This is a genomic window from Shewanella abyssi, from assembly GCF_023284025.1.
Classification (GTDB): domain Bacteria; phylum Pseudomonadota; class Gammaproteobacteria; order Enterobacterales; family Shewanellaceae; genus Shewanella; species Shewanella abyssi.
This window is the reverse complement of the sequence record NZ_JAKIKR010000018.1, coordinates 25,402-39,263: the sequence shown is the minus strand read 5'-3', so window position 1 is coordinate 39,263 and position 13,862 is coordinate 25,402. Positions and strand designations below refer to the sequence as shown.

9 protein-coding genes are annotated in these 13,862 nt (G+C 46.4%); 4 read left to right on the top strand and 5 right to left on the bottom strand.

Features of this window, described 5'->3' with window-relative positions; translation table 11 throughout:
• Nucleotides 1-187 precede the first annotated feature (187 nt).
• Nucleotides 188-4,462 (top strand): formate dehydrogenase subunit alpha, encoded by a 4,275-nt coding sequence (fdhF, locus tag L2755_RS09905; RefSeq protein WP_248980529.1) that lies wholly within the window; start codon nt 188-190, stop codon nt 4,460-4,462.
• 87 nt (nt 4,463-4,549) lie between these two features.
• Here the strand turns inward: fdhF and chrA are convergent, their stop codons facing one another.
• A complete protein-coding gene (gene chrA / locus L2755_RS09900; RefSeq protein ID WP_248980528.1) occupies nt 4,550-5,731 on the bottom strand; it encodes a chromate efflux transporter in 1,182 nt (393 codons plus the stop codon).
• Nucleotides 5,732-5,847: 116 nt separating this feature from the next.
• Nucleotides 5,848-7,023, bottom strand: coding sequence for a glycerol-3-phosphate dehydrogenase/oxidase (locus L2755_RS09895; RefSeq protein ID WP_248980527.1), 1,176 nt, complete (start codon nt 7,021-7,023; stop codon nt 5,848-5,850).
• Between the two features lie 628 nt (nt 7,024-7,651).
• Here L2755_RS09895 and L2755_RS09890 point away from each other — a divergent pair.
• The 3 genes from L2755_RS09890 to L2755_RS09880 all read left to right on the top strand — a co-directional run bounded on the left by L2755_RS09890 (nt 7,652) and on the right by L2755_RS09880 (nt 10,073).
• Nucleotides 7,652-8,098 (top strand): hypothetical protein, encoded by a 447-nt coding sequence (locus L2755_RS09890; RefSeq protein WP_248980526.1) that lies wholly within the window; start codon nt 7,652-7,654, stop codon nt 8,096-8,098.
• A gap of 255 nt (nt 8,099-8,353) precedes the next feature.
• The gene (locus L2755_RS09885; RefSeq protein ID WP_248980525.1) at nt 8,354-9,775 is read left to right on the top strand and encodes a cytochrome C biosynthesis protein; all 1,422 of its coding nucleotides are present in this window, start codon (nt 8,354-8,356) and stop codon (nt 9,773-9,775) included.
• A 106-nt stretch (nt 9,776-9,881) separates the two neighbouring features.
• Nucleotides 9,882-10,073, top strand: a complete 192-nt coding sequence (locus L2755_RS09880) for a cytoplasmic protein (RefSeq protein ID WP_248980524.1) — start codon at nt 9,882-9,884, stop codon at nt 10,071-10,073.
• 61 nt (nt 10,074-10,134) lie between these two features.
• On the opposite strand, the gene L2755_RS09875 is transcribed toward L2755_RS09880, so the two are convergent.
• From L2755_RS09875 to ahpC, 3 genes are all read right to left on the bottom strand, one after another.
• Entirely contained in the window at nt 10,135-11,265 is a 1,131-nt protein-coding gene (locus L2755_RS09875; RefSeq protein ID WP_283102780.1) for a GGDEF domain-containing protein, read from the bottom strand.
• Nucleotides 11,266-11,361: 96 nt separating this feature from the next.
• Nucleotides 11,362-12,924, bottom strand: coding sequence for an alkyl hydroperoxide reductase subunit F (gene ahpF, locus L2755_RS09870; protein ID WP_248980522.1), 1,563 nt, complete (start codon nt 12,922-12,924; stop codon nt 11,362-11,364).
• Nucleotides 12,925-13,208: 284 nt separating this feature from the next.
• Complete coding sequence (gene ahpC / locus L2755_RS09865) at nt 13,209-13,778, bottom strand: alkyl hydroperoxide reductase subunit C (protein ID WP_248980521.1); 570 nt, start codon at nt 13,776-13,778, stop codon at nt 13,209-13,211.
• Nucleotides 13,779-13,862: the final 84 nt, after the last annotated feature.

Below are 13,862 nucleotides of genomic sequence, written 5' to 3'. Positions count from 1 at the left end.
TTAGCCTTTGTGAATCCACCTGCAATTTTAGCAAAAACTTAAGCTGCAACTTTCAGTCTAAAAAAGATGCGAGGGTATACTCAAATTCATAAAATTTCGCCGAGCGCACAACTGCAATAAACGGCACATGAGTGCCCAAGAGTGACTGCAGCAAGCTGTGATGCCCTATAACTAAAAGGCCCTTGCGATGAAAAAAATACGTATTGATGGCAAAACCCTTAACGCCTATCAACAAGATACCCTACTCGATGCAGCATTGAATGCTGATATCGCGATCCCTAATTTGTGTAAAAGCCCTGCAAGCTCATTGGTGATCGACACTAAGCAGCACTGTAACCTCTGCCATATTGAGCTTAAAAATGCCGATGGAAAACTCTGTACTGTTCGCGCCTGTGAAACCAAAGTGGCTGATATTGACTCGCAAAATATTGAAGTTATCACCCAATCAGCCGCGCTGAGTAAACAACGTAAAGCCGCCTTACACACTATTTTGTCGGATCACTTTGCCGATTGCGAAGCTCCGTGCCAAACCGCCTGCCCCGCTGGCGTCGATGTGCAGTCCTACCTGTACCACATAGCGCAGGGCGACCATCGCGAAGCAGTAAAAGTGATTAAGCAAACGCTACCACTGCCTTTATCTATTGGACGTGTCTGCCCTGCATTTTGCGAAACAGAATGTCGACGCGGCCTAGTGGATGAACCCGTGGCGATTCGACAGCTCAAACGCCACGCAGCCGATCTCGATCTTGAAGGTGATACCCCCTATGTGCCACCCAAAATGCCAGCGACTCACAAAAAAGTCGCCATTATTGGTAGTGGCCCAGCGGGAATATCGGCAGGCTATTATCTGTCTAATAATGGCCATGATGTCACGATATTTGAGTCCATGCCCCAAGCCGGCGGCTGGCTAAGATACGGTATTCCTGAATATCGCTTACCTAAAGCGATTCTCGATAAAGAGATTGATCTGTTATGCCAGAATGGTCTGAATATTCAGACCAACGTTCGCCTTGGTAGAGATATCCATTTAAACGGTTTACTGGCGGGTTTTGACGCCGTCTGCCTCGCCATTGGTGCGCAAAAAGCGGTGCCGATGAACTACCCAGGTATCGAGCTCGATGGTTGTTACTTGGGCGTTGACTATCTTAAAGATTACTGCACTGAACAAACCTACCAGACAGGCAACAAAGTCGCCGTCATTGGCGGCGGTAATACTGCCATCGATTGCGCTCGCACCGCCAAGCGCGATGGCGCTGATGTCACTTTAATTTATCGTCGAACTCGCGCTGAAATGCCTGCTGAGCCTTACGAGATCTATGAAGCTGAGCAAGAGGGAATTAAGTTCCATTTTCTCACTAACCCCATTGAAAACCACGGTGATGAAACTGGCCGAGTCAAGCAAGTGACCTTCGAGATAATGGCACTCGGTGACGCCGATGCCTCTGGTCGCCGCTCGCCAAAGCCGACCGGCGAAACCTTTGTCGAAGCCTTTGATACCGTGATCCCGGCAGTTTCTCAAACACCTGATATGGAATTTTTAAATCATCCTGATAGCCAACTGGCGACAGGTGCTGTCGCGCTGACTCGCTGGAACACATTTGAGGGCTGCGAACATACGATGTCTGCCGGGCATTCAGCTGGGCTTGATAAGCTATTTGTCATCGGCGATTCTCGAACAGGGCCAGCAACTGCAGTTGCCGCCGTGGCCGATGGCAGAAAAGCCGCCGACGCCATTGAAAAACTGCTAACACTAGGATTGACATGTGAGCTTGAAAAACAGCTATTCAATGCCACTAAAGCGGAAAAAACCAGCCAACTGGCAACGCTTGGCAGCAACGCGCTCTATCCTGATACAAAGCTGCAACTACGCAGTAAAATGCCAGAATTGGCAAAGCTACAACGCGCACTTAACTTCAGCGAAGTGGAACTTGGTTTTGCCCCAGATGAAGCCATGAAAGAGGCGGCACGCTGCCTAGAATGTGCTTGTCAGGCTAATACTGATTGTAAACTGAGAGATTACGCCACCGAGTACAAGGTTAAGGCTGCAGAACTCGATACCAGCAAAGCGCAACATTTTAACGTCGACACCAGTGCGCCTTTTATCACGTTCGATGCCAACCGCTGCATCAGCTGCGGTGCCTGCGTTGAAACCTGCCAAGGTGCCAGTGGCCACAACGCGATCTGTTTTGAAAAAGATCATTACCAAGTGTTGCCATCTTCAAATAAAGCCACTCAGCGTAACGCCCCAAGAGTCGGCTTTAGCGCCAGCATGAATGACAGCGATTGCGTGCAATGTGGTAACTGTGTGCAAGTTTGTCCAACCGGTGCGTTAGTCGACTCACGTGATAAGACCCAAGGGTTAACCACTGAGCTAAAGGCACCATTGGAAACGGTCTCAACCATTTGTACTTATTGTGGCATTGGTTGCCGTGTTGAGATGCATGTCGATAAACAGAAGAATCAAATTCGCCACATTAGCGGCGATATAAATTCGCCTGTCAACGCGGGCATGCTCTGTGTTAAGGGACGTTTTGGTTTTGACTTTGTTAACAGTGATAAGCGCCTAACAACGCCCCTTATTCGTAAGAATGGGGTATTAACGCCTGCCAGTTGGCAGGAGGCGATTAGCCTAATTGGCAAAACATTTAGCTCAATAAAAGCTGAGCATGGTGCCAAGTCTATCGCGGGTCTGTCATCGGCTAAAGCCACTAACGAAGATAACTACCTATTCCAAAAACTGTTCCGCAGCGTTATCGGTAACAACAACGTAGATCACTGCGCTCGTCTTTGCCATGCATCTACCGTCACAGCACTTCGCGAAAGCCTTGGCAGCGGCGCAATGACCAATGACATCCCCAGCATTAAACATTCCGATCTGATCTTTATCATTGGATCTGACACTGAAAGTGCTCACCCCATTATTGCTTCACATATAAAGTTGGCGATGAAAAATCATGGTGCTCGCCTAATTGTTGCCGATCCGAAGAAAGTCTCTATCGCCGATAAAGCCCAGCTTTATGTTGCGCAGAAACCTGGCACCGATGTGATGCTGCTAAATGCCATCATGCAGCAGATCATCAAGAATGATTGGCATGATTTAGACTATATTCAACAGCGGGTAGAAGGCTTTAGCCAACTGTTCGATGAAGTGATGAGCGACGACTACAGCCCTGAAAACAGCGCTGTCATCACCGGGGTCGCAGCGAACGATATCGTCGAACTTGCTCGCCTGATTGGCACCGCGAAAAAAACGGCCATTTACTATGCGATGGGAATTACTCAGCATACCTCTGGCCATGACAATGTTACCGCTATCTCTAACTTGCAGTTATTATGCGGCAATATCGGTATTAAAGGGGCTGGCATAAACCCCCTGCGTGGCCAAAGTAATGTACAGGGTGCTTGCGATATGGGCGCGCTACCGAATTACTTTACTGGCTATCAAAAGCTGGATGACCCATTAATACAAATGCGCTTTAGAAAGGCATGGGGCAAAGATGACTTGTCATCAGAGAAAGGTATTTCAGCCACCGAAATGATGCACGCTCTAGCCCATGGCTCGCTCAAAGCGTTATATGTCATGGGTGAAAACCCTGTGCTAAGTGATCCTGACCAAAAGCATGTGCTTGCAGGCTTAAAGGCCGCCGAGTTTGTGGTGGTACAAGATATCTTCTTAACCGAAACGGCCGAGCTTGCCGACGTGGTATTACCTGCGGCGGCATTTGCTGAAAAACAGGGGCACTTTACCAATACCGAGCGCCGAGTTCAGCAGTTACTGCCCGCGGTAAAACCGCCAGGCGAAGCCAAGAACGATTGGCAGATAATCCAGCTTATTGCCCAGCAGATGGGCGACGATTGGCACTATCAAACTGAGCGACAGATCTGGCATGAGATCACCGAAGTAACGCCGCAGTATCGTGGTATTACTTGGAAAGTGATTGACAGTGAAACCGCCAGTGGACGCCAAGGACTGCAGTGGCCTTGCCCGGCAGAAGGTCACCCTGGTACGCCAATATTACATAGTCAGCAGTTTACCCACGGCAAAGGCAAGATGCGCCCAGTGCAATATCGACTGCCAGCTGAAATGCCCTGCGACGACTACCCGTTAATGCTGTCTACTGGCCGCCTGCTGGAGCAGTTCCATACCGGAACACTCACCCGTAAAACAGCAGGGCTTAATGAGCTTGCTACGCCACGGGTGATGATCTCGGTATTTGACGCCGAAAAACTGCAGATCAACAATGGCGATAAGCTTAAACTTTCGACTCGACGTGGTGAGATTGAGATTGATGCCTTTGTCACCAAGCGTGCACAAGCTGGGGTCATCTTCTTGCCGTTTCACTTTGCGGAGGCCGCTGCAAATAAGCTGACTAATAATGCCTTAGACCCTGTTGCCAAAATCCCTGAATTTAAGGTGTGTGCGGTAAAGGTTGAAAAGGTAGTGGCTGCAGTATCGGCCTAACACCTCATATTTAGACCCATTTCGATTTTTCTCTAGAGACTAAAAGCCGCAGATAAACTCTGCGGCTTTTTGTTAACACTTACAGTATTAAGCTATGACAGCTGAAATCACTGCGCCAGAAATAGCAAAACCCGCCACTAAAACAAACACATTCGGTTTAAAGACTTTAAACAGACCAAAGCCTAATACCACCAGCGCCATATCCAGTGGTGTCAGCACTGCACTGCTGAATATTGGGTTATAGAGCGCTGCTAACAAGAATCCGACCACACAGGCATTAACTCCCGCGATTGCGCCCGTCACCTTAGGACGACGACTAATCCCATGCCAGCTTTTAAGCGCCACTAACATCAGCAAAAATCCAGGTAGGAAGAGAGCGACTGTCGCCACTAATGCGCCGACTAACGGTTGTGCCACCCAAATTTCGGCGCCTAGAAATGCTGCTAAAGCAAACATAGGTCCCGGCACAGCTTGTGCCAGTGCGTAACCCGTTAAAAACTGATCGTTATTGATGGCGTCACCAATACTCGATTGCAGCAACGGCAGTACCACATGCCCACCACCAAAGACCATGCTACCGACTTGATAGAACTGGCTGAATAACTCGGTTAGATTGTTGATCCCCGCTTGCTTAGACAAGCCTATCGCCACTAAAGAGGCGATGAGCAGACCGGCAAAAATACTCAAGTAAAAGAAATTCAGTTGCAGCGGTTCTTGTGCTGGCGGATAGGTATCTGTGCTATCAGTTGCCGAAAGGTAATAGCGGCCAATAATGGCAGCGATGAGGAGTAGCGCAAATTGAATGAGCATTGCAGGCTGCAATAAAATAACCACACAGCTAAATACCATCAGTAACCTAGCTTGTTTGCGTTGGCAAAATTGCTTAAACATCATCAAGATGGCATCAGCTACAACCACCACGGCTAACAACTTAAGACCGTGGATCACGCCTTGGGTGAGGGAATAATCCAGCCATTGACGACTGGTGACGGCGAGTAAGAAAAGCAGGATAAACGACGGTAGCGTGAACCCTAAAAAGGCGGCGATACCCCCTAATAAACCACCGCGATGGTAACCAATAGCGAAGCCGACCTGACTCGAACCAGGACCTGGCATAAACTGGCTCAGCGCCACAAGACTGGCGTAGTGTTTATCATCCAGCCATTGCAGCTCCTGTACAAATGTCTGTCTGAAATAACCGATATGAGCAGCCGGCCCGCCAAACGACACTAAACCAAGAGAAAAAAATCGAATAAAGATCTGCAGCATGGTCAACTTCCTAAATGCCAATGATAAATCTGCCACAGAATATGACATAGAGATGACAGTTTAATGATGCACTCAGCACAATGCTAAATTTGTTTTAGCGGCAGACTTTAGCAACTTTAATCGAGTTGCAATTGGTTAAAATCTGCCAGCGCATTGCGACTGCCGATATGCGATTCAACCCAGCTGAGCACTTCTACTGCTGTGGTTCGGTAAGTCGTCAGTTTGCCACCATAGAGAGTCAGTAGATGCGGATGAGATTGACTGGTTTGTTGCAAAGTGTCCCGCGGTCTGTCGAACGCATTGCCTTGTTGCTTGGGCAGTACCCGTACACCACAGAAGGTATCGATAATTCGAGATTTCAAACTGTCACTATCGCCCATTGATGGAAAATAGTGACTATAAATGCCCAGCAGATAATCCACTTCTGATGCCGTGGGAGTCGGACGGCCGCCAATTTTATCAAGCACCACCTCGGTGGTACCAATCAATGTTTTACCATTCCACGGCATCACAAAAATCACCCGTTTATCGAAACAAGACTCGAGATACAAGATGCCATCGTTAGCCTCAATATCCAATAACAAGTGACTCCCTTGAACCCATTCAATAGGTGCGGGGGACACGACAGGCGTGACGCATTCAAGCACATCATTCACCCAGGGGCCAGCCGCATTCACAACGGCAAGCGCTTCGACTTCATGCTGTAGCCCTTGGCTTTCATAACGCACAACACAGTGACTTTGCTGGTGTGCTATTTGGGTGCATTTAGCATGTTCGAGAATAGTTGCACCCAAGCTACGAGCATTTTTCACCACGGCTTCAGTGAGCAGTTTATCGTCGGTTTGCGCATCCCAGTATTGATAAAGCGCTTTAAGGCCGGCAAGTTTAAGCCCCTTTATCTTTGCCCAATGGACTGCAGGAATTGATTTAAACTGACCTAAAGAATCAAAATTACTCAACATCGAATACAAGCTTAGCCCCGCCCTTATCGCGATAGAGTTTCTGCGGCTATCTTCATAAACGGGAATGTAAAACGGAATGGGATTGACTAAAGAGGGCGCGAGTCTTAACAATGCTCGGCGCTCAGCAAGGGACTGCCGCACCAGCGCCAGCTGGCCAGTCTCAAGATAACGTAAGCCACCATGGATCAGTTTACTGGAGTTAGCAGAGGTTTGACCGGCAATCACGCCCTTTTCCAATAGCATGACACTGTAGCCCGCTGCCGCCGCGCACTGCGCAATACCTGCGCCATTAATGCCACCACCAACAATAACTAGATCAACTGCTGACATTTCATCTCCATATGGTAATTCAACCTAAGTCATATCTAACCTAAGTCATATTCGACCGAAAGCATAGCTAACTCAAATTATGTCCAACCGAGGCAACCTCTAAAATACCATCCTCCTTGAGTATCATCTCAATTGCTATCAGTAACAACTATTAACGTCATCACCCTTCTCTGTACTCACAGTGTGCCACCATAGGGATCGGTGCGAATGAGTCTGGCGGATTTGCGCTGACGGCAGCGTTAGCCATTGAACTCAATCTCGAACAAGAGTCAGCGATGGAGCTTATTGGTATCGCTCACCGAGTTTGTCCTTACTCGAACGCTATCGGTAATAATATCGACCTTGTATTAACCGTGGATCGGCCAGCATTAGAATAATTCATCACACTGAAAACAGGTCAATTTTTTGTCATAAAATGGCGCCACTATCAATGCAAGCCAGTATTACTGGGCGTTCATTTTATGACACTCCACTTAAAAAAAACCCGGTAATACTTTAGCCACAGCTAAACAATAGAATACCGTTGCAATCAATGGCGCAATAGCATAAATTCCCCGCACAAAAATCAACTATAAATTCTGCTCAAGCTGATTTTTAAAGACTTATATTTTACAAAGGAATGCTAAAAATGAGGTTTATAGTCAGCATCGGCTTTTTGATCGTAACGTTAACCACCGCTAATGTGATGGCACAATGCGCTAATAAAACCCATATTACCGATATCCCCTACGCGAAAAACAGCTCTTACTTCAGCAATAAGTACAGCGCACAACTTGATGACATAGTGACTCACTATCAATCTCAATCAGGTTATCTGCTATTAGAGTTTAAAGTGAATAAAGTGCAACGCAGTAAAGATGTCAGGCATTACAACAAGTGGCTGGCGAGTCGAAGAGTGGAACGCGTTAGAAGCTACTTCAATCAAGCCGCCTATTCCGCGCCGATTATCAGCCGTATTTTAACGGCCAGTAATGAAACAGATCGCTCTGTTGCCGTTCACTGGTGTGATACACAAACTGATGAGATGAACCTTCGCCTCGCCCAAGTCGATGCCCTTAAACCAAGCACTCATTAAGCCAAATGCAACATGTTGATAACGTCAATGTGTTGCATTGCAAGTTTCTAATTAATTTCAGCCTGAACTAACTGATTATAAAATCGGTTAAAAGTTTAAAATTAATCCTAAAAATCGGTCGTTGTTCCCAAAAGTGATTTATTCGAGAATCCGCCCGCATATTTGACACATTAATTTATCAATATGGCCGCATTTCAGTAAAGTATCTATTACCAACCCCAATAATTACGCTTCATTTGCTCGTTTGGAGTTCCGATGACCAAATATATTTTAATCTTAGTTACACTGCTATTCTCGAGTTTTTCACTACCCAGCTTTGCCACATCACTAACCGAGCAGCCCACCGTTTGGCACTACACTAATGATGCTGGAGAGCTAAAAGTTAAGCTCTATTTCTTTTGGTCACAAACTTGTCCACATTGTAAAGAAGCACATCCGTTTATTGATAGTTTGCCTGAGCGTTATCCGTGGATTGAGCTTGAAGCACATATGATTTCAGCCCCAGAAACCATGGCTATTTGGCAAAACGTTGCCAAACAAACCGGGACAGAAGCGCGCTCAGTGCCCTACTTCGCCAGTGGTAAAAAAGCAGTGATGGGCTACAGTAGCCAAGCTGTGACGGGCGAGTTTTTAGTTAAACGATTAAAATCTTATTACAGCTCTCTTGGCGGCAAGCTTGCTGCAGAAAACGGCAACCAATACATCGCAGAGACGCCAGCCAGCTCAGGAGCTTTCTTTGAAACCTGCAGCGAGTCAGCCACTGCGGGAACTTGTGATTTGGATCTAGATAGCACCACCGACATTAGCGCTTTAGATGTACAGCCTGTTGAACTGCCGCTTATCGGTGTGGTTCACCCGGAGCAGATGTCACTGCCACTACTGACGGTAGTACTCGCAGGCGTTGATGCATTTAACCCGTGCGCCTTCTTCGTGTTGTTGTTCCTGTTATCTATTATGGTCAATGCAAAGAGTCGCACCCGAATGCTGATTGTTGGTGGCATTTTTGTGTTCTTTTCTGGCTTTATCTATTTTATCTTTATGAGCGCATGGCTCAATATTTTCCAACTGCTAGGGGCTGGCAGCGACGGTGGCTGGATTATTCTCGGCGCGGGAATGCTCGCCTTAGTTGCGGGGGCGGTCAATATAAAGGACTACTTCTTTACTAAGGGGGAGGTCACGCTATCGATGTCGGCCGAGAATCGCACCGGCCTTATCAAGCGCATGGGTAAACTCACCAGCGCCAGCAGCATGACAGCGATGATTGCAGGCACCGTAGTACTCTCCATTCTAGCGAATGCCTATGAGTTACTCTGCACCGCTGGCTTCCCGATGATCTATACCAGTGTGCTTTCAATGCATGATCTTGAGACTGCCGAGCGCTATATGTACCTGGCATTTTACAACATTGTCTATGTGATCCCGCTAGCCATTATTGTCATCGCTTTTAGTGTCTCGCTAGGTAAGCGCAAGCTCACCGAGAAAGAGGGTCAAACCTTAAAATTGATGTCAGGCATTATGATGGTGGGTCTAGGGGGAATGTTGGCCATTGACCCTACCGCGTTACAAAATGTGGTATTGGCGATAGGGCTTATCTTAAGCTCGATTGTTATCACCTTTATCATCACCTTGACCCGTAAAGTGATTGAGAAGAGAAACAAAGCAAGCGCGATTAAGTAGCACTCGAAACAAAGCTGATACGGCGTTACATACTGTAACAAGGAAACACTTAAGCAATAGTGTGTAGCGCCGATAAATAGCTAGTCTAAATAAAACCGAGTCCACTATGAGCATTTCGTTATCAGCCCCAAACCTTGAGCCTAATATGAGTCATGGCAGCGTAGGTTTAAAAGTTGCACAAATGTCTAAAGAGCAGCAAAAAATTGAGGGTGATATTGCGCTTAAACTGATTGAATCTGCTTTACCTGAAACGGCACCTGTTGGAAACGCAGGCCATATCATTAGTACTAAAGCCTAGAATTAATTAACAGTACTAATTAACAGTACTAATTAAGAGTACTAATGCAGAGGAATAGACTTTAGCTCTGTGCTTTATCGCTACAGAACGTATTTCTGCCGGCTGATTTAGCCCGATACAACATGCGGTCAGCCATTTTAATAATACTGTCTTTGCTCATCCCCTCTTCCCACTGGGCAATACCTTGGGATAACGTCAGCCATTCTGACACGTCAGAACAAGGGTGAGCTAGCTGAGCTTCTTCTAACAAGTTTTTGACCTTCTCTGCCACACGAATTGCACCCATAAGATCGGTATTGGGCAATGCAATCACAAACTCCTCCCCCCCATAGCGTGCCACGAGATCTCGAGGGCGATTAACCGCCGAGCTAACAATTTCAGCAACTTTAATTAAGTGCTCGTCACCCGCTTGGTGACCTAAGGTGTCATTGAGACGCTTAAAGAAATCAATATCGAGCAAGATAATCGTTAATGCATGACTATTTCGTTCCGATGCACGGATCTCTTGGGTTAATATTTCATCAAAGTGACGACGGTTACTGATATTGGTCAGTCCATCGATTAGCGCCAGTCGCTTAAACTGTTTGACTAACTTTTGCTTTTCAAAATCACGAATAACTGCCTTAACGAACCAGCCAGAGATGATCTTTTGCCCTGACATGATGATAGCCAGTAAACAGAAAAACTTGGTCAGCGGATATACTGGAGCGTCAGGAAAATCATACAATCGATAAAAACAGGAAAATAGCAGAAAAGGTAAGATCCCCAATAACATCACCCTACGATTGGGGAACAGTGCAAACACAAATACCAATGCCAAGATATCGCCGAGAGACTCTAAACCCGGCATGGGTTCACTGGACAGTTGCACTAAGCCGTAGAGTAAATAACACCAGCCTAGGACCAATAATATCAGAAAAGCATGACTCTGCTGACTCGTTACTCTATCCAACGCCAGTAGTTTTATGGCTAGGAAACCCACGAGCACCAATAATGTCACCGGGGCTAATTCAGGCAGGATATCTTTGATGTCGTAGATGTCATAAGCAAAGTAGTAAGTGTTAAGTAGGATCACGACCACCAGAAATAGCGTCATATTCATCGCCCAAAAAATGCCTCGCTGCAGAAGCTTCTGAGTTTCTATTTTAAGCTGATGTTGATATTGACGGCTGTTCAGGGTAATTCTCCACAAATGAGCTATTCACACCATCAATGTTAGTCGAAAATCCCAATAAAAAAGCCAGTAGACACTGGCTTTTTTTACTTGTTTTACTTGTTTTATCAGTGATTACGCCGCGATGGAGTCACCGACGTCATGGCGAATAAGATAGTCAAATGCCCCTAAGGATGCGGTGGCTCCACTGCCCATCGCGATAATGATCTGCTTATAAGCTGAGTTAGTCACATCACCCGCTGCAAACACCCCTGCAAGCGAGGTCTCACCTTTGCCATCAACAATGATTTCGCCGCGCGCCGTCATATCGAGTGTATCTTTAAGCCATTCAGCATTAGGCACCAAACCAATTTGAACAAATATGCCTGCAAGTTCGACATGGTGGCTCTCGCCAGTGGCGCGGTCAGTATAGTTAAGACCGTTCACTTTCTTGCCATCGCCACTCACTTCGGTAGTCATCGCCTGAGTGATGATTTCAATGTTAGCCATTGAGTTGGCTTTACGCTGCAATACATCATCGGCGCGCAGTGTTTTATCAAACTCAAGTACCGTGACATGCTCGACGATATTGGCTAAATCAATCGCGGCTTCTATACCTGAATTGCCACCACCAATAACCGCCACACGCTTACCTTTAAACAGTGGACCATCACAATGAGGGCAATAAGCCACACCGCTACCACGGTACTCTTGCTCACCCGGTACGTTCATTTCACGCCAGCGTGCACCTGTTGCCAATAATATTGTTTTGCTACGCAATACTGCACCGCTTTCAAGTGTTAACTCAAATAGCTCGCCAGATTTTAGGCTTAATGCACGCTGGTTATCCATAATATCGACGTCATATTCATGCACGTGGGCTTCAAGATTTGCCACCAGCTTTGGGCCCTCTGTCGCTTTTACTGAGATAAAGTTTTCGATACCAACCGTTTCCGCAACTTGGCCGCCAAATTTGTCGGCCACTATGCCGGTACGTAGCCCTTTACGAGCAGCATAAATGGCAGCGGAGGCACCCGCGGGGCCACCGCCAACTACAAGGACTTCAAATGGCTCTTTTTCATTAAGCTGCTCGGCTTTTCTACCCGCAGCATTAACATCCAGTTTATTAAGAATTTCAACAGTACTGATCGCGCCCATGGAGAACTGCTGGCCATTCAAATACACCGAAGGCACAGCCATGACATTACGTTCATTCACTTCGTCTTGAAATAACGAACCATCAATCATCACATTAGTAATATTGGGGTTAATCGCCGCCATCATATTCAGCGCTTGCACCACTTCAGGACAGGTTTGGCAACTAAGTGACACGTAAGTCTCGAAGTGATATTCACCGGGCAACTGACGTATTTGCGCAATCACGTCTTGCTCAAGCTTAACTGGGTGACCGCCACTGTGCAGCAAGGCCAATACTAAGGAGGTAAACTCATGCCCCATTGGCAAGCCCGCGAAAGTAATCTGGCTGGCAAGTTGCGGGTTAATGATTGACATAGACGGTGTGCGATCGCCCACTTTCTCTACCACTGATATCAGCGGCGACAAGCTATTGATGTCGGCGGCAAGGGATTTAAGCTCCTGCGCCTTGGCGCTATCATCAATAGACACAACAAGCTCAACTGGGTGTTTGAGGTTCTGCAGGTAGGTATTCAGTTGATTCTTTACGTTTGTATCTAACATGATGATTCCTAATTTTTGAAAACGTTACACATCGACGAAATGTTCTGTATTGCGGCAGAGTCATTTCGCGCGGAAAAAATAAAAAATGAGTGTTGAAAATAAAAATAAAACGATGTTGATATGGAAGTAAAAAAGGGTCAACTCAAGCTGCAGGGGGGAGCCCAAGCTGACCAATTTACATAGTAACTACTGATGATGTTCTAGAAAACGGCTTGAGTCTCGGCACTCATAACTTATGCTGTAAGCTAGTGCTGCTATCTAGAGTTTTACGTTAACCTAGTGACTTAGATTTTGCCGACTAGGTCAATTGATGGTGCTAGTGTTGCTTCGCCTGGCTGCCATGCTGCAGGGCAAACTTCACCGTCGTGAGTTGCAACATACTGAGCGGCTTGAATCTTACGCACTAGTTCTACAGCGCTACGGCCAATACCTAGGTCATGTACTTCAGCAACTTTGATTTCGCCTTCTGGATTGATAACGAAAGTGCCGCGTAGTGCTAGACCATCTTCTTCAATCATCACACCAAAGTTACGGGTAATTGCGCCAGTTGGGTCACCAATCATTGGGTACTGGATTTTGTTGATAGTGTCAGAGCTTGAATGCCATGCTTTATGAGTGAAGTGTGTATCAGTAGATACTGAGTAAACTTCAACGCCCATATCTTGTAGCTTTTCGTAATGGTCAGCCATGTCGCCTAACTCTGTTGGGCAAACAAAAGTAAAATCAGCAGGGTAGAAGAAAACAACTGACCACTTACCTAGAAGGTCTTGTTCAGACACTGGGTGAAAATCACCTTTGTGGAAAGCTGTTGCTGAAAATGGCTTGATAGTTGAGTTAATAATTGATTGAGTCATGTAAATCTCCGGTCTAATAATTTAAAAATAAATGGGATATTTCTATTTAATTCAACAAACTGAGAAGAGTGATGATGAGTCCCT